Consider the following 20,994-nt stretch of genomic DNA (forward strand, 5'->3'; position numbering starts at 1 on the left):
TGTATTTTGCGTTCTGCTCCGAGCAGTGATTATCGTTTTGTATGCATTAGGGAATATCCTGTCGCCAAGCATCAGAGGTGAGTGGTTCACCGAAATGGCTGGCGATCAGGCGGCGGGTCATATCATGCAGAGGGGAAGCCAACACTTCAGCTGTATTTCCCCGTTCGACAACCTCTCCTTGATGCATGACCAGGACCTGATCGCTGATATGTTTCATCATGCCAAGATGCTGGGTAACATAGAGATAAGAAATACCGTGTTTTTCCTGTAATTCCAACATCAGATTAATTATTTGAGAGCGCATAGACATATCAAGTGATGCCAGAGCCTCATCCGCAATAATAATCTGAGGTTGTAATATCAATGCGCGCGCCAATGCGACCCGCTGTTTTTGGCCTGAGGCTAACATATGGGGGTAATAATTGGCATGGTCAGGTAACAGGCCAACTTGCCGCAATGTTTGATTGATCCGTTTTTCCCGTTCGGTTGTATTGAGTTCTGTATTGAGCAGAAGAGGAACATCAAGGATTTGCCCAATCCGCTGGCGAGGATTCAGTGAGGTGCTTGGATCCTGAAATATCATGCGAATGCGTTGACTGCGATAGCTATAATCACCATAAGTGAGTTTATGCCCTTCAATCATGATTTCGCCGGAAGTGGGTTCCATGACACCTGAAAGCATTTTTGCCAGGGTTGATTTTCCAGAACCGTTTTCACCAATAATTGCCAGGGTCTGTTTTGCTTTTAAAGTGAAGCTGACAGGCCTTACCGCGTCAAGATGTTGACGATGAAAAAAACCAGTACGATAACGGAAAGTTTTAGCTAAGTTCTTGACTTCCAGCAAAGTATTAACCAATTACTGTTCCTCCAGATTCAATGGAAAATGGCAGGCAAAAGCATGGTTTCTAATTACCCGCAACCGTGGTGTTTCAATACAGGTTTTTTGTGCGTAAGGGCAGCGTGGACCTAAACGGCAGCCGATGGGCAGATGTTCAAGGGATGGAATGGCGCCTGGCAATGTATTTAACCTGCTTTTATGGGGTAGAGAGCTACCGAAATCGGGAATAGCGCGGCTTAACGCTTGTGTATAGGGATGGTGTGGTGTTACCAGTAATTCATTGGGCGCGGCGCTTTCGACAGTTTGACCACAATACAGAACATTAATGCGATCCACTAGTTTGCTCATGATTTGCAAGTCATGGCTTATCAGTAAAATAGTGGTGTTATTGTTCTGATTCAATCGTGCTAACAGACGGAAAATCTGAGCTTGAGTGGTTGGTTCCATCGCATTAGTGGGTTCATCTGCAATCAGCAAGCGCGGTTGGTTAGCCAATGCGATAGCAATCATGACTTTCTGACATTCCCCTTCAGTTAATTCGTAAGGGAAACTACCCATAATATCTTTATGATCTTTAATTCCTACCCGGTGGAGTAACTCGATAGCCCGACGTTTTCGCCATTTGAAGCGTTGCCACCAACGACCTTTATAAGTCCAGCCGGGGATTGCCTGAATAAGTTGCTGACCAATATTTTCAGAAGGATCAAGACAAGATTGTGGCTCCTGAAAAATCATTGAAATATTGTGGCCAATCACTTTTCGGCGCTGCCGGGGAGTCAGGCGCAGCAGATCAATATCATCGAAGCGAAAACGGTCAGCGGTCACTTTGAGATTATCTTTAGTGACCCCGCTTATCGCCTTGGCAATCAGGCTCTTACCAGAGCCTGATTCACCAACCAGACCGCGTATTTCACCCTCTGTTAGTGAGATACTGACGCGATCAACGGCTTTAACTGGTCCTTTGGCAGTCATAAATTCAATAGTGAGATTGCGAATATCAAGTAATGGCATTATTCCACTCCGGAATTAATTGCACGGTGTAATCCATTACCCAGCAAATTGATTAACAAGACACTTACCATTATTGCTGCGCCTGGTAGCATAACGGTCCAGGGCGCAACATAGATTAGTTCCAGTGAATCGCCCAACATAGCTCCCCATTCAGGTGAGGGAAGCTGGGCGCCAAGATCAAGAAAACCAAGAGACACGATATCAAGTATGGCAATAGAAAGGGCACGGGTCAGCTCGCTGACCAATACGGCGGTAATGTTCGGTAGTACGGCATACCATAGAATATGATAATTGGAGGCGCCATCCAGTCGCGCGGCAATGACATATTCTTTATCCAACTCATCATGAACTGCACTGTAAACAGTGCGAACGATACGTGGCAATAGCGCCAGCCAAATAGCGATTATGGCATGGGACAGACTGGCGCCGACAAAAGCGACGATAATAATTGCCAGCAATAATGAAGGGATAGAAAGTAATGAATCAAGAATATGATTGAGTACGGCAGATTTCAGTCCCCGAGTCATGCCTGCCAGACAGCCGATGATCAGACCGCATAAAGCCGCTGCCAACGTGACCAGCAGTGCTGAACCGAATGTGGATGCCGTACCTATCAATAATCGGCTGAGAATGTCGCGCCCAAGATCATCGGTACCCAAAAAAAAGGCGATATTACCGTGATGTGACCACGAAGGTGGCAGCAACTGATGCCCAAGAAATTGTTGATCGAGCTGATAGGGTGCCAGATACCCCCCAAACAGACTTAGGGCAACCAGAATAAATACGCCATAAAATCCTGTCATTGCCAGCATATCAGAAGAGAAAAAATGCCAGATGACCTTTATCGGTGACGGCATTTTTTTTTCACGATAAAAATTATCTAAGGGCATACCATTCCTTATGCTTCAGAGGGGTAGTCATTGCGCCAATGATATCAGACAGAACATTGACCAAAATAACCAGCGTGCCAATAACCATCACACCCGCAGAAATAGCGGAGTAATCTTGCTGGCGGATTGCACTGACTAACCAGTGGCCAAGCCCCGGCCAGTTAAATACCAGTTCTGTCATCATAGCCAGTGTCAGCATGGTGGAAAATTGTAATCCCAGTTTCGGAATGATGGGAGGCAGCGCATTATGCAGGACATGACGACGGATAATTGTCAGCCTTGATAAACCCCGGGTTGAGGCGGCTTTAATGTAGTTTTCACCAAAAACATCTTCTGTACTGTTTCTCATCAGCCGGATAACTTCGGTTGTTGGTGTAACCGCGAGCGTGATCACGGGCAAGAGCAAATGTTGCATGGCACTGATAATCATCTCATTGCGATAGGGTGATTTTGATAACCAGGCATCAATGAGTGAGAAACCTGTCACAGGCTCAATCTGATATAGCAGATCAAAGCGACCGGAAACCGGTAGCCAGCCGAGATAAAGGGAAAAAAACAGGGTCAATAATAACGCTAGCCAAAAAATTGGAATAGAAAACCCAACTAAGGCGATGGAAGTGATAACGGTATCCGCTGTTTTGTTACGCCACACCCCCGCAATAATACCCAGTGGAATACCGGCCAATAAGGCGGCAGAGAAAGCCAGAATACAGAGCTCCATTGTGGCAGGAAATACTTCCCTTAGTTGTTCACTGATGAGTTCACCATTAATACTGGATACACCAAAATCCCATAGCAATAAGCTGTGGAAATAGAATGTATAAGCGTCAAACAGGGATGCTCCGCCAAGGGGCGCATTAGGAGTAAAATAACTGAGGCTGAAACTTATCAGCGACAGGAAAAATAGCGTGATAATCAGCAGTAGCAGACGACGGAGAATGTAAATAATCATTTGTCGTCCTTCTGAGCCATCTGGTGAGTCTCTTTTTCCCGGTAAACCCCGGCAAAAGAGGTATTCCCAAATGGACTGAGTACCAGCCCTTTAATATCGTAACGGTAAGCCTGCAAGCGCAAAGAATAGGCTAAAGGTAATACCGGTAGTTGATGTTCAAGAATTTGTTGAGCAGTATGATAATACTTAATTCGGGATAATAATTGTTGGTTAATCAAGGCCTGTTGCAAGATCTTATCAAATACTGGATTACACCAATGGCTGAAATTTGTCTGTGAAGCGATCGCCGCGCAACTCAACAATGGCCGGAAAAAACTGTCTGGATCATTACTGTCGGTGGACCAGCCTGATAGCGTCATATCATGGGATTTATCCATCAGTTTAGTTTCCTGAAAGCGACCCTCAACAGGTTTGATATGCATGGTAATCCCCACCTGTGCTAAATCAGCCTGGATCAATTCTGCCATTTTGAGTGGACTTGGATTATAAGATTGAGAAGCGGAAGGGACCCATAAGCTCAATTGCATACCGTTCAATCCAAGGTCATTGAGCATTTTGCGGGATTTTTCCGGGTTGTATTCTGTAATTTCAGCTTGATTATCATAAGCCCATGATGCCCGCGGTAAAATTGAGGCGGCGGTTTCCGCCGTTCCATAATAAATGGATTGCATCAGCCGCTGGTTATTAATCGCGTAGGCAATGGCTTGTCGAACCTGTAATTTATCAAGCGGTGGTTTGCTGGTATTGAAAGCCAGATAAGCGATATTCATTCCTGGGCGTAAAGTGAGGCGCAGGCGGGGATCGTCCCGCAGGACTTTAAGCTGACTGGCCGCGGGATAAGCTAATACATCACATTCGCCAGTTAAAAGTTTAGACATTCTTCCGGTGCCCCCGGCGCCGACGTCAATAACGATTTGTTGCATCTGCGGCTTGCCTTTCCAGTATTTATCATGGCGAACCAGACGAATAAATTGCCTGGTTCGATGATTTTCCAGCATAAATGGGCCTGTGCCGACAGGTTTCCAGTCAATTTGCTCATGGCGGTTCAGTTCATGCAATTGCTGCCCATATTCTTGTGAAAGTATTGGGGCATAGTGAGTTGCCAAATGCCAAAGGAAAGAAGCATCGGGTTCGTTCAGGCGAAATTCCACCGTATATTTATCAATTTTGCGGATACTTTGAATAGAATCGGCAAACTGGAGACTGTCAAAATAGGGATAATGCCCACCATTGACATAATGATAATAGTGTTGCTTATCAAACAGGCGCTGAAAGCTAAAAATGACGTCATCGGCATTCATTTTACGGGTTGGAGTAAACCAGCCTGTTGATTGAAATGAGACATCATGGCGCAAATAAAAACGGTAGGTCGCACCATCATCCAGCGTCTCCCAGCGGGAGGCTAATTCAGGCAGCAGACGGTAAGTATAAGGATCGACATCCAATAGACGTTCATAGAGCTGTGCTGCCAGAGTATCAACGGTTAAACCGCTGGTGGTCAGCTGCGGATTAAAGGTATTCAGGTTACCACTAACGCAATAAACAAATCCTTGCTGCCGGATATCAGCTGGAACCCGGGGCTTTTTTTCAGGCGTAGACATTGTCTCTGCAATAGCCGGAGCTGAGAGGAATAATATAATCCAATAAATCAAACTACGCATATAAGCCATCTGTTATTAATTAGAATTGACACATTGTATCTCAATTAGCGCTTGAGCCCAAAAAAACAGGACGATGACGATAATGAGAAAAATTCTCAATAAAGTGCTTTACAAATCGTATTGAGAAACATTATCATCTTTATCGCACTTCCGGGGAACAGTTTTTGTTATCCTAGGAAAGGCACGACATTGCTCACATTGCTTCCAGTGTTTTTTTAGCCAGCTCGGGTGCTGGCTTTTTTTTATCTGTCATTCGGATCACTTATCGTTTGTACTGATCTTATGTTTCTTTATTAAGCCGCGCAATTGATGATAGGTCAGTCCGAGATTTTCTGCCGCTTTTCTCTGATTAAACCTATTTGCCTCTAATGATAATTCTAATAATTGTCGTTCGCTGTCGTGTTGCCATTGTTTCAGATTAACCGGCAGGGAAGGCAGAGGCGGTGAAGATAAATCGTTACTGTCATCAACATTGACTAGAGAATGCTGCGCAGAAACGAATGGGTTAATAACAATATTATCAAGTTGATCGAAATTTTCGCCGTGGCGATAAACAGAACGTTCCACCACATTTTTCAGCTCCCGGATATTACCGGGCCAGTTGTAATTCTGTAATCGTTGCTTTGCCTGTTCAGTGAAGCCGGGAAATAATGGCAAATCCAACTCGCGGCACATCTGAATAGCAAAATGCTGTGCCAGTAACATAATGTCCTGCTGCCTTTGGCGCAATGGCGGGATTTGAACCACATCAAACGCGAGTCTATCGAGTAAATCAGCACGGAATTTACCCTTGTCTGCCATTGCAGGCAGATTATCATTGGTCGCGCATATCAGCCGAACATCGACTTGCAATGGCTGGCTGCCACCAACACGCTCAAGATGTCCATATTCAATGACGCGCAATAACTTTTCCTGAACCTGCATGGGGGCAGTTGCCAGTTCATCAAGAAACAGTGTTCCACCATCAGCACGTTCAAATCTTCCTTGATGCTTTTTTTGCGCGCCGGTAAATGCGCCAGCCTCATGACCAAAGAGTTCTGAATCTAATAAATTTTCGTTCAGCGCAGCGCAGTTTAGGGAGATAAATGGCCCTTGCCAACGGGGAGACAGGTAATGCAGACGGCGGGCAATCAGCTCCTTGCCTGTTCCGCGTTCACCAATAACCAGCGCTGGTTTATTTAATTTTGCCAGCGCGGATACCTGCTCCAGAATTTCAATAAAGCTGTTTGCTTCACCTAATAGGTTTTCTGCAACTTCATTCATGGTTATTTTCGCCAACAGTTAGTTATTATGACCACTCTATTTCGTTATGATAAAAAGTCAAAGAAAAAGATTTCTTTATATTTCATGTGGATAAAATGAATAAAAAGTTGGCACGATTCTTGATGGTATGTCATTAGTCGTACAACAAATCTGAAAATCTTAATCAAAGAGGATAATTTACTATGGGTATTTTCTCTCGTTTTGCTGATATCGTGAACGCCAACATCTCTTCATTACTGGATAAAGCGGAAGATCCGCACAAAATGATTCGCCTGATGATTCAGGAAATGGAAGATACTTTGGTTGAAATCCGCTCAACTTCTGCGCGTACGCTGGCAGAAAAAAAACAGTTATCTCGTCGCATTATGTCAGGTGAACAGCAAGTACATGACTGGCAGGAAAAAGCGGAGTTGGCACTGAATAAAGACAGAGAAGATTTGGCTCGGTCAGCACTGATTGAAAAACAGAAAGTTGCTGCTTTAGTGGATACATTGAAGCATGAATTAACCATACTGGAAGAAACCCTTGAGCGCATGAAAGGGGAAGTCACTGAGCTTGAAAACAAACTCGGTGAAACCCGGGCAAGACAGCAAGCATTGGCCTTGCGTCATCAGGCTGCCGCTTCTTCCCGACAGGTTCGTCGCCAGTTAGACAGCGGTAAAATTGATGAGGCAATGGCTCGCTTCGAGCAATTTGAACGCCGTATTGATCATATGGAGGCTGAAGCGGAAACTGTGGGTATGGGAAAACAAAAATCCCTGGATCAACAGTTTGCTGAATTAAAAGCGGACGATGAAATTAGTGCGCAGTTAGCAGCAATGAAAGCTAAAATAAATGCTAATAAAGAACAGCATTAAATGTTGGTGCACTCAACTCACCATTAAGGAAAAGTGATGAGCTCTATATTTATTGGCATTCCACTGATTATCTTTGTGCTTTTTGTTTTACCTATCTGGCTGTGGTTGCATTATAACAGCCGGAATTCAAACCAAAGTCAGTTGGATCAGAATGAAGTTCAGCGCCTGGCAGAGCGTGTACAGCATATGCAGGCACGAATCAAAACACTGGAAGATATTCTGGATGCGGAGCATCCTGACTGGAGGCAATCATAATGTCGAATTATAACCGCCGGAAACTGTACCGAATACCTGAGAAAGGCAAGATTAAAGGTGTTTGCGCTGGGTTGGCTTACTATTTTGATGTACCCGTAGGTTTAATTCGGGCAATGGCTATATTGTCACTGTTCTTTGGCCTGTTTGGTTTAGTCGTTATTGCTTATATTGTACTGGTTTTCGTCTTGGATCCGGCACCGGCCAGTTATACCGAAGAAACCGGTTTTTCGGTACAGAAATTACTGAATGAAGCAGATTGTCAATTGAAAGCGGGTGAGCTTCGTCTGCGTCAAATGGAGCGTTATGTCACCTCAGAAACATTCAGTGTTCGCAGTCGTTTCAGACAGCTTTGAGAGTAAGAATGGTATATTGCCGGGCTGACATAATAAAATTGTCGTAAGATACTTACCCTAGGACAAACATGAAACGGCTACAAAACGAATTAACTGCGCTTGTTAATCGCGGGATGGATCGTCATTTACGGTTAGCTGTTACAGGATTAAGCCGTAGTGGTAAAACAGCGTTTATCACATCATTGGTTAATCAGTTACTTTATCTCAATAGCGGCGCACGGTTGCCGCTATTTTCCGCTGTGCGTGATGGTCGCCTGCTGGGGGTAAAACGGGTTCCCCAACGGGATTTGGGTGTTCCTCGTTTTGCTTATGATGAAGGATTGACCGCGCTTTATGGTACATCTCCCGCCTGGCCGGTCCCGACACGGGGTGTCAGTGAAATCCGTTTGGCACTTCGTTACCGTTCTGAGAATTCTCTGCTGCGCCATTTTAAAGAAACTGCCACATTATCTCTGGAAATTGTCGATTATCCCGGCGAATGGCTGTTGGATTTGCCGATGTTGGCGCAAAGTTATTTAGCATGGTCACGCCAGATGAATGGTTTATTGCAGGGACAGAGAGCCGAATGGGCAAAACCCTGGCTGGAACTTTGCAAACAGTGCGATCCACTGGCATTGGCAGATGAGAATTTATTGGCCGCTATTGCTCAGGCATATACGGAATACCTGATTAAATGCAAAGACCAAGGATTACATTTTATTCAGCCGGGAAGATTTGTTCTGCCGGGTGAAATGATGGGGGCTCCGGCTTTACAATTTTTTCCGTGGCCGGATATCGGCCATATCACTGAAATACAGTTTGCTCAGGCAGATCAACACACTAATATCGGTATGTTGCGTAAGCGTTTTGAATATTACTGTCAGTCGGTCGTGAAGGGGTTTTATAAAGAGCATTTTCTGCGTTTTGATCGGCAAATTGTGTTGGTAGATTGCTTGCAGCCATTAAACAGCGGGCCACATGTGTTTAATGATATGCGTCTGGCGTTGACACAATTAATGCAGAGTTTCCATTATGGTAAACGAACACTCTTCCGCCGCCTGTTTTCGCCTTGCATTGACAAGTTAATGTTTGCTGCCAGTAAGGCTGATCATGTTACCGCAGAGCAGCATGCTAATCTGGTTGCTTTACTGCAACAGTTGGTGCAGGAGGCCAGACAAAATGCGGCTTTTGAAGGTATCAGCATGGATTGTGTTGGTTTGGCGTCGGTACGGGCGACAGAAAGTGGAATGATTGAACATCATGGCGAAAACGTTCCGGCGCTGAAAGGACATCGCCTGACAGATGGTAAGTTACTGACATTTTTCCCCGGTGAGGTGCCTCGTTGTTTGCCTGAGGATAATTTCTGGCAAAAGCAGGGTTTCTGTTTCGAAGAATTCAGCCCCCGTCAGGTAAATATTGATACACCATTGCCGCATATCCGGTTGGATACCGTGCTGGAGTTTTTACTGGGAGATAAAATGAAATGACAGATTCCCTGAAGCCAAGAATTGACTTTGAAGAACCCTTATTGGAGCCGAAAGAGCCGGTTTTAAAACCCGCTCAGATCTTTGATGGAAAAGACACGGCGCATTTCTGTCCTGTTTCACCAGAGTTTGAGGCTGAAGAGGGTGAAGGTCAGGTAGAAGGAATAGTGAAGGCGGAATTGAAACCCAGGTGCAGTTATTGGCGTAAAATGGTCTATGGCGCTCTGATTTTACTGGGAATAAGCGTTGTTGCTCAGTCTGTGCAGTGGATTTATCGATCATGGCAGCAACAGGATTGGATTGCGTTAGGTGTGGCAGCGGCGGGGGGAATGATCGTATTTGCGGGTATTGGTTCCGTGGTCAGTGAATGGCGTCGTCTCTACCGGCTAAGAATGCGTGCTGAAGAACGTGATACAGCGAGAGCGCTATTGCAACATCATGGTGTGGGTAAAGGCCGGGCATTTTGCGAAAAGTTGGCAAGTCAGGCGGGTATTGAACCGCATCATCCGGCGTTACAGCGCTGGCAGGCTGCTTTACATGATACACATAACGATCGTGAAGTGGTGGCCTTATACGGTAAATTGGTTCAGCCTGTTTTGGATGCTCAAGCAAGAGCTGAGATCAGTCGCTATGCGGCGGAATCGGCATTAATGATAGCTGTCAGCCCGTTGGCGATTATCGATATGGCATTTATTGCCTGGCGCAATATCCGGCTGATTAATCGTATTGCGGCACTGTATGGCATTGAACTAGGATATTTCAGTCGTATTCGGCTTTTCCGTCTTGTTTTGCTTAATATTGTTTTTTCGGGTGTTTCAGAGGTGGTGCGGGAAGTTGGGATGGATTGGTTATCTCAGGATATCGCCGCGCGTCTTTCTGCCAGAGCCGCTCAAGGGATCGGTGTGGGTTTATTGACAGCCCGGCTTGGCATTAAAGCGATGGAGTTATGCAGGCCATTGCCTTGGATAGAAGGTGATAAACCTAAATTAGGAGATTTCCGTCGCCAGTTAATCATTCAGCTTAAGAATATCCTGCCAAATAAATCTAAGAACACAGTTGATTAAATGATATATACTTTAATTCTATACTAACGCACAAAATATCCAGATAACGGCAGAATTTTACGTTATTTTATTAAACCGTTTTATAGTTAATCTTAGAACCTGTTTATTTTAGTGAAAGTTTCTCATGCTGTGTTATTTACTCCACTAAAAAACCGGAGTCTTGTCAATTTTTACTGACAGAATGCTTCATATGAATAATCGTAGAGAGTAGTATTTAGAAAAATTATATGTATTAGTGTAAATAAGGTCAAAAACAGATGCGCTTAGAAGTTATTTGCCATGATCGAATCGGGTTGACCCGGGAATTGCTTGATCTACTGGTATTACAGGACATTGATTTGAAAGGGGTGGAAATATCCCAAACTGGCCGGATTTATCTTAATTTTTCACCCGTTGATTTCAATATATTCCGTAGATTAATGGCAGAGATTCGCCGTATTAATGGTGTTATTGATGTTCGTACGGTCTCTTTTCTACCTTCGGAAAGAGAACACAAAGCGATGTGCGCACTGTTGGAATCTTTGCCTGAGCCTGTTTTTTCAGTTGATCTAAAAGGAAATATTGAGCTTGTTAACTCTGCTGTGTTCAAGCTGTTTGGCGTTAGTGAGGAAGAAATTTACCAAAAACCTATCGGGCAGTTTATCAGCGGTTATAACTTCACGCGTTGGTTTGAAAATAAAAATACCCAGCAACGTGTGGAAAGGATAACGCTCAAAGGTCTGGACTACCTAATGGATATTATGCCAATTCAACTGACTGACGAAAAGCAGCAAATACAGTGTGTCGGCACTGTGATTATGCTCAAATCTGCTGCCCGGATAGGCCATCAACTGAAAAAACTGACTGTCAATGATGGTGGTGAGTTTAGAAAAATTATCTCCGTTAGCCCAAAAATGGCTCAGATTATTGAGCAGGCCCGTAAAATGGCGATGCTGGATGCGCCACTGCTTCTGATTGGTGAGACAGGAACCGGTAAAGATATTTTGGCAAAAGCTTGTCATTTGCACAGCTTGCGCGGGAAACAACCTTTTCTGGGATTAAACTGTGCATCTATGCCGGATGATGTCGTAGAAAGCGAACTGTTTGGCTATGCTGCCGGTGCTTATCCTAATGCCATTGAAGGGAAAAAAGGTTTCTTTGAGCAGGCCAATGGTGGCACTGTTTTGCTGGATGAAATTGGCGAAATGTCGCCACAGATGCAGATTAAGCTGCTGCGTTTTCTTAATGATGGGACTTTCCGCAGAGTAGGGGAAGAAAACGAAGTCAAAGTGAATGTCAGAGTTATTTGTGCTACACAGAAAAACCTGGTTGAATTAGTACAACGGGGGGAATTCCGTGAAGATCTCTATTATCGCCTTAATGTACTGACTATTATGCTTCCGCCCCTGCGTGATCGTAAAGCGGATATTATGCCGCTGGTGGAATACTTTATTGAGCGCTTTGCTGAAGAACAAGGGGTTCCGAAACCTAAACTGTCCCCTGAACTTTCTCACTTTCTGTCTAGTTACAGTTGGCCCGGTAACGTAAGGCAGTTACAGAATGCCATCTATCGGGCATTGACTCAGCTTGAAAATATGGAGCTGGCTCCGCGGGATATACAACTGCCGGAATTTGAAACAGAGATCTCTTTTAGTGAAGATGTGTTCAATGGTTCTCTGGATGAAATCAGTAAACGTTTTGAACGCTCGGTATTAACGCGTCTTTACCGGCACTACCCAAGTACTCGTAAACTGGCTAAACGCCTTGGGGTATCGCATACTGCGATTGCCAATAAATTGAGAGAATATGGCCTGAGTAGCAGGAAGCATTCTACTGGGCATGAATTGGATAATGATGAGTGAAATAATGCCCACATTAAGTGGGCATTATAAAATCAATGGGTTTATTTCAGTGCCGCCAGTGCGCTGTCATAATCTGGCTCATTAGTGATTTCATCAACTAATTGGCTGTAAATCACGTTATCGCTTTTATCAAGCACAACGACTGCCCGGGCTGTGAGACCACTCAGAGGACTGTTACTGACAGCAACGCCATAATCTTCTGTGAAATTACCGCCACGCAGAGTAGAAAGAGTGACTACATTAGATAACCCTTCCGCGCCGCAGAAACGTGACTGCGCAAAAGGCAGATCGGCAGAAATACACAATACAACGGTGTTTTCCAGGTCATTCGCTACCTGATTAAATTTACGGACTGATGCTGCACAAACACCGGTATCAATGCTTGGGAAAATATTCAGTACCTTACGTTTTCCAGCATAGTGGCTGAGAGAGACATCGGAGAGATCTTTGGCTGTCAGAGTAAAATCTTTCGCTTTTTCCCCTGATTTTGGGAAATGGCCGCTTACGGAAATATCATTGCCTTGAAATTTTACTGTTTGTGTCATAGTTTTCTTCCTCTGATAAATGAACCACAGCCTCCCAGTGTAGAAGAATAATCGGCTCTTGCCCATCAAAATAGCGCCTATGAAGTAAAATTGTCTGATTGTGCCATTTCAGCAATGGCTTATAATTTGGTTCTGAAATAATTATCTTACATACAGGGCAGATTACCTTAAATGCGCTATTTCAGCTTAACTTCATGTGCACTACTTATCAGTGGCTCCTTTCTCATTGGTTCGGCCTTCGCTGCGGAAGTGCCTTCCGGTACTCAGCTTAATGACAGACAAGAATTGATACGTCACTTAAAAGACGAACCGGCATCCTTAGATCCAATTAATGCGGTGGGCCTGACTGAAGCTCAGGTTCAGCGTGATCTGTTTGAAGGGCTGGTAAATCAGGATGCGTATGGCAATGCAATCCCCGGAGTTGCGACAGCGTGGAAAACGGCAGACAACAAAACCTGGTTTTTTACGTTGCGTTCTGATGCCCGTTGGTCAAATGGGGAACCGGTTACTGCGGCGGATTTTGTGTATAGTTGGCAGCGATTAGTCACCCCAGTTAATACCTCTCCTTTTGCCTGGTTTGCCGCACTGGCGGGTATTGAGAATGCGCAGGAAATTATTGACGGGAAATTGCTTCCTGTAAAACTGGGTGTTAAGGCCATTGACACGCACATATTACAGGTGACGCTAAATCGGCCTGTGCCTTATTTCCCTAATTTGACCGCGAATTTCAGTCTCTATCCGGTCAATAAGAAAACGGTAGAAAAATATGGGAAAGAGTGGATAAAGGTTGGTAATTTGGTGGGGAACGGTGCTTTCAAATTACATGATCGGGTTGTGAATGAGAAAATCGTTCTGACGCCAAATCCTTATTACTGGGATCATAAAAAAACAGTTCTGACCAAAGTCACATTCGTACCTATTAATCAGGAATCACATGCGACTAAACGCTATCTGGCTGATGATCTGGATATTACCGAATCTTTCCCGAAAAATATGTACAAAAAGTTGTGCCATGAATTACCTGGGCAGGTTTATACGCCAGATCAATTGGGCACCTATTATTACGCCTTCAATACCCAACGTGTCCCAACCAATGATGCCAGAGTGCGTAAAGCGCTTTCTATGGCGATTGACCGTAAAATTATTGCGGAAAGAGTATTGGGGACAGGAGAGAAACCTGCCTGGCATTTCACGCCGGATGTGACGGCCGGTTTCCATCCTGTGATCAGTGACATGGAACAACACACACAAGCAGAGCTGGACCAACAGGCTAAGACATTGTTACAGGCGGCGGGTTATGGTCCGAACAACCCACTGAAACTTTCTCTGCTCTATAATAGTTCTGAAAACCATCAGAAAATTGCTATTGCTGTCGCCTCTATGTGGAAGAAAAAACTGGGTGTGCAGGTGAATCTGGTGAATCAGGAATGGAAAACGTATATTGATAACCGTAACACCGGCAATTTTGATGTTATTCGTGCATCTTGGGTGGGGGATTACAACGAACCATCCACGTTTCTGAGCCTGTTGACTTCAACGCATAGTGGTAATATTGCCAAATTCCATCAGGTTAATTATGACAAACTGCTGCAATCTGCCAGTTTGCAAACGGATGATGTCCGGAGAAACGATGACTATAACAAAGCGGAACAGATGATTGCTGAACAGGCACCCATTGCACCAATTTATCAGTATACAAACGGCAGGTTGATAAAACCTTGGCTAAAAGGATACCCGATCACCAATCCTGAAGATGTGGCCTATAGCCATACTATGTACATTATCAAGCACTAAATAGTAAGGAGCTGGATGTGGAAACAATTTATGGTTCATCATTTAAAGATGCCGATGCAGTCTATACCTGTCAGTTTGATGGTCAAGGCGGTATGACAGCGATAGATATGAATGCATTAGCCACGCCAGCTCAACCTTTCTGGCAACATCTGGATTACCGTAATCCCAAGAGTTATCGCTGGATAATAGACACGGATTTATTACCAGAACCGGTTAAAGCGGGGTTGGCTGGGGAAAGTTTGAGACCGAAAATAATCCGTACCGCCGATGGTTCGATGATTACGTTGCGAACAATTAATAGCAATGAAAGTGAACGCCCCGATCAACTGGTGGTATTCCGCATTTATATTAACTCTAAAATGGTTATTTCCAGCCGCCACCGTAAAGTTCATTCACTTGAACAGGTATTGAGTGATTTGCAAAATGGCATCGGCGCGCAAACTACCGGGCACTGGTTGGTCGATATGGTTGATGCAATCACTGATGAAGTCGGTAATTTTATTGAAGATCTTCATGACAATCTTATCGAGCTTGAGAATATGATTCTGGAGCAGCAGATACCGGGGCGGGGGGGATTGGCCTTGCTGCGTAAGCAATTGATTGTTTTGCGTCGTTATATGGCACCTCAAAGAGATGTATTTGCCCGTCTTGCCAGTGAAAGATTACCTTGGATGAGTGATGAAGATCGTCGTCGGATGCAGGAGATTTCCGAGCGTCTGGGAAGGGAATTAGATGATTTGGATGGTTGTATTGCTCGTACCGCCGTTATTTCAGATGAAATTACATCAATGATGGCGGATGCGATGAATCGTCGTACGTATGTGATGTCATTATTTGCGATGGTTTTTTTGCCAACAACATTCCTGACTGGATTATTTGGCGTCAACCTTGGTGGTATTCCTGGCAATGAATATTATTGGGGTTTTAGTATTTTTTGCTTGTTATTATTGGGATTGATTATATTTGTTGCGTGGTGGTTAAGGCGCAGTAAATGGTTATAAAAATTAAATGATTGTTCAGGGAAATAAAACACAACTATCGGGAAATATCGCTAAAATTGGCCCTTAAATTTGAGATATATCAATACGTATCTGGTGTTATTGAGGCATTATGACTCCCGCAGGTGAAAACAACGTTAAGCGATGAACGTTGTTCTCCATAATTGTAGTTTTTCTCACATGAGTCTTTATACAGAATAATTGCCCATTCTTGTGCCGATATTACTTTTTAATATCGGCTTTTTTTCATTGTTGTCATAAGCAGAATAGGGAAATAGCAAATAAAAATGGCAGTGAAAAATAAAAAGAAATTACCGCCCTGAAATATATCTGGAGCGGTATTACTAAGAATAACTATTTTACTTCGACAATATCCAGCCGTTCTGATTGATAATCGGGTTGATCTTCTATATCACTGGCGGGTTGTACCGGTAATTCTTCGCGGTCAAAAGCGAGATCACCACCATTAATAATTTCACTTCCATGAGTGATATTTTTAAAATCAAACAGATTAAAATCACTGAGATGGGATGGAACGACATTTTGAACCGCACGGAACATCGTTTCAATTCTTCCCGGATAGCGTTTATCCCATTCCCGTAACATATCTTTGATAACCTGGCGCTGCAAATTGGGTTGCGAGCCACAGAGATTACAAGGAATGATAGGAAACGTTTTGGCGGTTGCATAGCGCTCAATATCTTTCTCACGGCAATAAGCGAGGGGACGGATCACAATATGCTTACCATCATCACTCATCAACTTCGGTGGCATCCCTTTTAGTTTGCCGCCGTAAAACATATTGAGAAACAGGGTTTGCAAAATATCATCGCGGTGATGGCCTAATGCAATTTTAGTTGCGCCCAACTCGGTCGCTGTGCGATATAAAATGCCCCGCCGCAGACGGGAACAAAGAGAACACGTTGTTTTACCTTCGGGTATTTTTTCTTTCACAATGCCGTAAGTGTTTTCTTCGACAATTTTATATTCGACACCCAGTTCGTCCAGATAAGCGGGAAGAATATGCTCAGGAAAACCTGGTTGCTTCTGATCCAGATTAACTGCAACAAGTGAGAAATTAATCGGAGCGCTTTTTTGCAGATTTTGCAGGATAGACAACAGGGTATAGCTGTCTTTACCACCGGAAAGGCAGACCATAATACGGTCGCCTTCCTCAATCATATTGAAATCAGCGATGGCCTGACCGACATCACGGCGTAAACGTTTCTGTAATTTGTTCTGGTTATATTGTGCTTTCTGATCCACCACGGACGCTCTGTAAATAATGTTTAAATGGAATTTAGGGGGGAGAGTATACCATTTTTATCATCCGGCACCTTAAAGAGTTTGTGATAGATTCCGCTCGTTTTTACCCGTTAATGCTGAAGAATTGACAGTTTTTTCTGTTATAGAAGATAAGGATCGTACTTTCAGATTGACTGTAGGTGTTCTGTATTTACATTTATATAAGATATTTAACTATTTTTTACAATTTTATCATTGAAATGTAAAAAAAGCAGTTCAGAATGAAAGATTAAGCAGAAATATAGGATGAATAGTATGGCAAATATGATTTATGTAACGATAAAAGGTGAAACGCAAGGGCTTATTTCTCAAGGATGCTCAACTCTGGATTCTATTGGTAACCGGTATCAGAATGGACATGAAAATCAAATTATGGTACTGCAATTTAATCATGGCCTGACTGTCGCGTAGAATGTCAATTATCAGCCGGTAAACTTCATTAAACCATTAGATAAATCTTCACCGTTATTAATGATAGCGGCGGCTAACCATGAAAAACTGGAATTGACATTTGATGTTTATCGGACCTCGCAAATAGGTTCACAAGAACTTTTCTATTCCATCTTGCTCACTGGGGCAAAAATTTGTAGTTTAAATGTTAATTATCCGCATGTTGTCAATGATAATAAAGGACAACCGGAGGAAGTTGTTTCAGTTCAGTATGTTAATATTACTTGTCGGCATTATATGGCAGGAACATCAGGATATTGTATTTGGGATGAGATGGTTTATTGATAACTATAATTTATACGCTTAGTTTTTAGCTAATAACTAAGCGTGTTTTTTGAATAAAAATATTAATATAAAGAAGTTGTGTTTATTATAATCCTAACTCTAAAATACAATTCATATGTTTAGATTTTAGTTAGTAGTGAAGCATACTTTTTGAGTAAGTCAATGACTATAGATATAACGAGAAAAAGAATGGAGGAAATATAAGAAATAAGTAAGATGATAAAGGCGGCTCTATTCATATTAGTACCCCATTGATAATTCAACAATAAGTTCGCTTAGCAATTCGCCACCTTTACTACCGGCATAACCACCTACAAGGCCACCACTAGCCATACAAAGTCCAACTGTCAAGCCATCAGTTGCAGCCCCAAGAGCAAAACATGCCGTGCCTGCGGCAATTCCACCGTAATATCCTCCCAAAAAGTCCAAGCTCGTTCTGCCAGCAAATTTACTATATTCCTTAACTGCCACTTTTTCACATTGTCCTGATTGTCCGTAATTACAGGTATCAATAACCTGCCCGGAGGTATCAACAAAGTCCAATCCGATCGCAATACGGCCACCGTACTTCATCCATTTAACCATTTTTGCACTTTGGATAATTGTTTGACTATATCCCTTTATTGCACCAAGCCCTGCTTTATCCCATTGATGGGCAATGGCTTTAGTTGACAACTTTAGCGCATGTTTTAAGTTAGGATGTTCTTCGATTTTTAAAGAAAGTCGCCCAACCTTATGCAATAGTCTCTTTAGGTTACCCATGATCTTCTGTCTTTCTAGATAAAAATCGGGGCTGGCATATTTTCGATTTAGCCCATTTAACCTATACCCGTTATCTTTCAAGTTGCCTCTTTGTTGGCTGCACTCGCTCACCCCGGTCACATAGTTCGCTATGCTCCCGGGGATTCGCTCCCTTGCCGTCTCGATGCATCTTGAAATCTATAGGGTATATATTCTTTCTGATAAAGAGACTGTAACTTTGACAGGTTTTTATTAATTTCAGAAAAGTAGCTTTTACCCAGTGATGAAGCAGTACCGATCAGTGTCCCACCCTGATCCAGTAAATAATGAAACAGACCAAAATGACGATGCAAAAATGCGGCATATTCATTAGGCAAGGGAGCAACGGATTGATTTATTGCATATTGGGATTGCTTTAAGAGCTGCATTATATGCGGCGGATTATAAGAATCGGGATCGGCAACAAGTAGAATCTGTCCTGGTTTCAGGTACCGGTTATCGGCATTCAACTCCATAAGATACCGGGCCGCTTTGCTATTTGAATGGCTGAACAGCAAGCTTGCCTGAAAACTTAATCCTCCAGGTTGTTGTATTACACAGAAGCCGGGTTGAATGTTCCTCTCCATACTACTTTGCCCCTCAAAGCATGTTGAAATAAGATTACTCGAATTCAGACAGTATAAGTTTCCAATTATTGCTTAATCAGATAATAGGATTATTTTTAATTTATAAATATATCGGTGCTTAATCCCTCGACGCCATATTTTCCTAAGTGATGGTAAAGGTTCTCGTGCTGAATGATTTTGGTCTGAATCGCAAAACTGGAAGCTATCATTAGCACTTTTCCATATTTCTTGTAGAATCTTTCCAACGATTTTCTTGTCATCAGGATACTTCTGTGGGCACGCCGTAAATAATGCAAAAATTGGATTTAGGGAACGGAATATATCATTTTTGTTACGTTACTCTTGCCAGGATTTGTGATAGATTCAGCCCGTTTTTATCTATTAGTGTTGTTCAATTTATGTTTTTCTGTTATAGAGAGTAAGGTTATGAATGGATTTGTATATTTAGCAATGGCAATTGTTGCTGAGGTTGTGGCAACCGCTTCATTAAAAGCTTCCGATGGGTTTAGTAAATTATTCCCTTCTATACTGGTCATTGTTGGATATGGCATTGCTTTCTGGGCATTATCTCAGGTAGTTAAAGTTGTGCCATTGGGAGTTGCCTACGCGATATGGTCTGGCCTTGGTATTGTGCTGGTTTCTGTTGCGGCGATATTTTTATATCAGCAGAAGTTAGATTGGGCGGCTATGCTAGGTATGGCGCTTATTATTGCCGGCGTTATGGTAATAAATTTACTTTCTGACAGCAGTGCACATTAATTAATGATGCTGCATGGTTTTCCCTGAATTGTTTTTCGGAGAAGAGATATGTTAAATATCGACGATAAGAAAGGATTCAATAAAGCTTTATTAAAAGGAATATTCTTTAATTTTGCTTTATTGGCTGGTTGTAGTAGCCAAACAGGGAAAACATTTGTCCAATATCAGGCGATACAATATTCTCCGCCAGAAATTGGCCTTGGAATTGATGCCAGAGCAACTTGTATTTATGCAGGTGGTACACCTGCATTAGCCGTACAATTAAATGGTGCACAAACACCGGTTTGTCAGTTGGTGAATGGCAAACGTTGTGATGAAAGGGCGTTATTGCAAGGTTCTTGCGCACCAATTTAAGGGCGAAATCAGGCAACTGCCTGTTATGAGCAGGAACATGCCGTTGGGATCACTGTGGTAGGACACCTTTAGGCATGATTCTGCGAGTATATTTGATTCACCAGCTGCGCCTGAATTGGCAATTATTTACGATTAAAAAATTGACTGTTCAACACCAATACAGCAACAACCAAATAGGCGGCAAAAATACCGACTAACCATTGTGGCATCTCTAATGACAGGAATTGCCATTGCCTTACTGAACAGTCACCAGAGGCTTCAAATACCGAAGGGAGCCATTTATCTAATGCTAACCATGAAGGAAAATTTACAAAAAAATCACAAGTATTAAATGGGGAAGGATATAACTGGATCATCGTGTGTTCCCATGCCAATTGCAGGCCACGCCAGGCACTGTAGATCCATAAAATAATAGCCAACCAACGTAACGGCGTTTTTGGTGCGATCGCGCCCAGTAATCCTGCGCCTAACACACCAAACAGAGCAACCCGCTCATAAATACACATCACACAGGGCTGTAATTTCATCACGTGTTGAAAATATAAGGCTGAACCTTCCAATATCAAGGCAGTAAAAGTCATTAACAGCCATGCACTTCGTCCTTGAGAACAGTGGTTTAAAAATCGCATCATTTCCTTTTTTCCATGCAGATAAGATAAATAATTGAACGCCTATTTTGCCGCCTAAAA

At 43.1% G+C, this 20,994-nt stretch carries 21 protein-coding genes and 1 pseudogene; 11 read left to right on the plus strand and 11 right to left on the minus strand.

Annotation, left to right across the window (positions count from 1 at the left end; translation table 11 throughout):
• Positions 1-46: 46 nt before the first annotated feature.
• From sapF to pspF, 6 genes are all read right to left on the minus strand, one after another.
• Positions 47-856: a putrescine export ABC transporter ATP-binding protein SapF gene (gene sapF, locus C5470_RS03390; RefSeq protein WP_166285951.1), complete on the minus strand. Its 810-nt coding sequence runs from the start codon at positions 854-856 to the stop codon at positions 47-49.
• Positions 857-1,849, minus strand: coding sequence for a putrescine export ABC transporter ATP-binding protein SapD (gene sapD / locus C5470_RS03395; RefSeq protein WP_166285953.1), 993 nt, complete (start codon positions 1,847-1,849; stop codon positions 857-859).
• Positions 1,849-2,739 (minus strand): putrescine export ABC transporter permease SapC, encoded by an 891-nt coding sequence (gene sapC / locus C5470_RS03400; RefSeq protein ID WP_166285955.1) that lies wholly within the window; start codon positions 2,737-2,739, stop codon positions 1,849-1,851. The genes sapD and sapC overlap by 1 nt, the downstream gene beginning before the upstream one ends.
• Positions 2,726-3,691, minus strand: coding sequence for a putrescine export ABC transporter permease SapB (gene sapB / locus C5470_RS03405; protein ID WP_166285957.1), 966 nt, complete (start codon positions 3,689-3,691; stop codon positions 2,726-2,728). Before sapB ends, sapC begins: the two co-directional genes overlap by 14 nt.
• Positions 3,688-5,352, minus strand: a complete 1,665-nt coding sequence (gene sapA / locus C5470_RS03410; protein ID WP_166285959.1) for an ABC transporter substrate-binding protein SapA — start codon at positions 5,350-5,352, stop codon at positions 3,688-3,690. The genes sapB and sapA overlap by 4 nt, the downstream gene beginning before the upstream one ends.
• 258 nt (positions 5,353-5,610) lie before the next feature.
• Positions 5,611-6,615, minus strand: a complete 1,005-nt coding sequence (pspF, locus tag C5470_RS03415) for a phage shock protein operon transcriptional activator (protein ID WP_166285961.1) — start codon at positions 6,613-6,615, stop codon at positions 5,611-5,613.
• 182 nt (positions 6,616-6,797) lie between these two features.
• On the opposite strand from pspF, the gene pspA reads away from it, so the two are divergent.
• The 6 genes from pspA to tyrR all read left to right on the plus strand — a co-directional run bounded on the left by pspA (position 6,798) and on the right by tyrR (position 12,448).
• A complete protein-coding gene (gene pspA / locus C5470_RS03420) occupies positions 6,798-7,472 on the plus strand; it encodes a phage shock protein PspA (protein WP_166285963.1) in 675 nt (224 codons plus the stop codon).
• A gap of 36 nt (positions 7,473-7,508) precedes the next feature.
• A complete protein-coding gene (gene pspB, locus C5470_RS03425; RefSeq protein ID WP_021325598.1) occupies positions 7,509-7,727 on the plus strand; it encodes an envelope stress response membrane protein PspB in 219 nt (72 codons plus the stop codon).
• Positions 7,727-8,080, plus strand: a complete 354-nt coding sequence (gene pspC / locus C5470_RS03430) for an envelope stress response membrane protein PspC (RefSeq protein ID WP_166285965.1) — start codon at positions 7,727-7,729, stop codon at positions 8,078-8,080. The genes pspB and pspC overlap by 1 nt, the downstream gene beginning before the upstream one ends.
• Positions 8,081-8,148: 68 nt before the next feature.
• The gene (locus tag C5470_RS03435; RefSeq protein ID WP_166285967.1) at positions 8,149-9,546 is read left to right on the plus strand and encodes a YcjX family GTP-binding protein; all 1,398 of its coding nucleotides are present in this window, start codon (positions 8,149-8,151) and stop codon (positions 9,544-9,546) included.
• Positions 9,543-10,607 carry a YcjF family protein gene (locus tag C5470_RS03440; protein ID WP_166285969.1) on the plus strand — a complete coding sequence of 355 codons (1,065 nt, stop codon included), beginning with the start codon at positions 9,543-9,545 and terminating at the stop codon, positions 10,605-10,607. Before C5470_RS03435 ends, C5470_RS03440 begins: the two co-directional genes overlap by 4 nt.
• A 257-nt stretch (positions 10,608-10,864) precedes the next feature.
• Complete coding sequence (gene tyrR, locus C5470_RS03445; RefSeq protein ID WP_166285971.1) at positions 10,865-12,448, plus strand: transcriptional regulator TyrR; 1,584 nt, start codon at positions 10,865-10,867, stop codon at positions 12,446-12,448.
• Between the two features lie 41 nt (positions 12,449-12,489).
• Here the strand turns inward: tyrR and tpx are convergent, their stop codons facing one another.
• The gene (gene tpx, locus C5470_RS03450) at positions 12,490-12,993 is read right to left on the minus strand and encodes a thiol peroxidase (RefSeq protein WP_166285973.1); all 504 of its coding nucleotides are present in this window, start codon (positions 12,991-12,993) and stop codon (positions 12,490-12,492) included.
• Between the two features lie 171 nt (positions 12,994-13,164).
• Between tpx and C5470_RS03455 the strand changes: the two genes are divergently transcribed.
• Together C5470_RS03455 and zntB are read left to right on the plus strand one after the other, a co-directional pair.
• Positions 13,165-14,787, plus strand: a complete 1,623-nt coding sequence (locus C5470_RS03455) for a peptide ABC transporter substrate-binding protein (RefSeq protein WP_166285975.1) — start codon at positions 13,165-13,167, stop codon at positions 14,785-14,787.
• Positions 14,788-14,804: 17 nt separating this feature from the next.
• Positions 14,805-15,788: a zinc transporter ZntB gene (gene zntB, locus C5470_RS03460; RefSeq protein WP_166285977.1), complete on the plus strand. Its 984-nt coding sequence runs from the start codon at positions 14,805-14,807 to the stop codon at positions 15,786-15,788.
• A gap of 351 nt (positions 15,789-16,139) precedes the next feature.
• On the opposite strand, the gene ttcA is transcribed toward zntB, so the two are convergent.
• On the minus strand, positions 16,140-17,069 hold the full coding sequence (ttcA, locus tag C5470_RS03465; RefSeq protein WP_070974726.1) for a tRNA 2-thiocytidine(32) synthetase TtcA: 930 nt from the start codon (positions 17,067-17,069) through the stop codon (positions 16,140-16,142).
• 276 nt (positions 17,070-17,345) lie between these two features.
• Between ttcA and C5470_RS03470 the strand changes: the two are divergent.
• A pseudogene (locus tag C5470_RS03470) lies at positions 17,346-17,825 on the plus strand (Hcp family type VI secretion system effector).
• A gap of 240 nt (positions 17,826-18,065) precedes the next feature.
• On the opposite strand, the gene C5470_RS03475 reads toward C5470_RS03470, so the two are convergent.
• Together C5470_RS03475 and C5470_RS03480 are read right to left on the minus strand one after the other, a co-directional pair.
• Positions 18,066-18,668 (minus strand): hypothetical protein, encoded by a 603-nt coding sequence (locus C5470_RS03475; RefSeq protein ID WP_166285979.1) that lies wholly within the window; start codon positions 18,666-18,668, stop codon positions 18,066-18,068.
• A gap of 47 nt (positions 18,669-18,715) precedes the next feature.
• Positions 18,716-19,192 carry a hypothetical protein gene (locus tag C5470_RS03480; RefSeq protein ID WP_166285981.1) on the minus strand — a complete coding sequence of 159 codons (477 nt, stop codon included), beginning with the start codon at positions 19,190-19,192 and terminating at the stop codon, positions 18,716-18,718.
• A 426-nt stretch (positions 19,193-19,618) separates the two neighbouring features.
• On the opposite strand from C5470_RS03480, the gene C5470_RS03485 reads away from it, so the two are divergent.
• Together C5470_RS03485 and C5470_RS03490 are read left to right on the plus strand one after the other, a co-directional pair.
• Positions 19,619-19,951 carry a DMT family transporter gene (locus tag C5470_RS03485; protein WP_166285983.1) on the plus strand — a complete coding sequence of 111 codons (333 nt, stop codon included), beginning with the start codon at positions 19,619-19,621 and terminating at the stop codon, positions 19,949-19,951.
• A 48-nt stretch (positions 19,952-19,999) separates the two neighbouring features.
• Positions 20,000-20,305, plus strand: coding sequence for a putative hemolysin (locus C5470_RS03490; protein WP_166285985.1), 306 nt, complete (start codon positions 20,000-20,002; stop codon positions 20,303-20,305).
• 122 nt (positions 20,306-20,427) lie between these two features.
• Here C5470_RS03490 and dsbB read toward each other — a convergent pair whose 3' ends face one another.
• Positions 20,428-20,937 carry a disulfide bond formation protein DsbB gene (gene dsbB, locus C5470_RS03495; RefSeq protein WP_166285987.1) on the minus strand — a complete coding sequence of 170 codons (510 nt, stop codon included), beginning with the start codon at positions 20,935-20,937 and terminating at the stop codon, positions 20,428-20,430.
• Positions 20,938-20,994: the final 57 nt, after the last annotated feature.

Source organism: Photorhabdus stackebrandtii, assembly GCF_011189495.1.
GTDB lineage: Bacteria > Pseudomonadota > Gammaproteobacteria > Enterobacterales > Enterobacteriaceae > Photorhabdus > Photorhabdus khanii.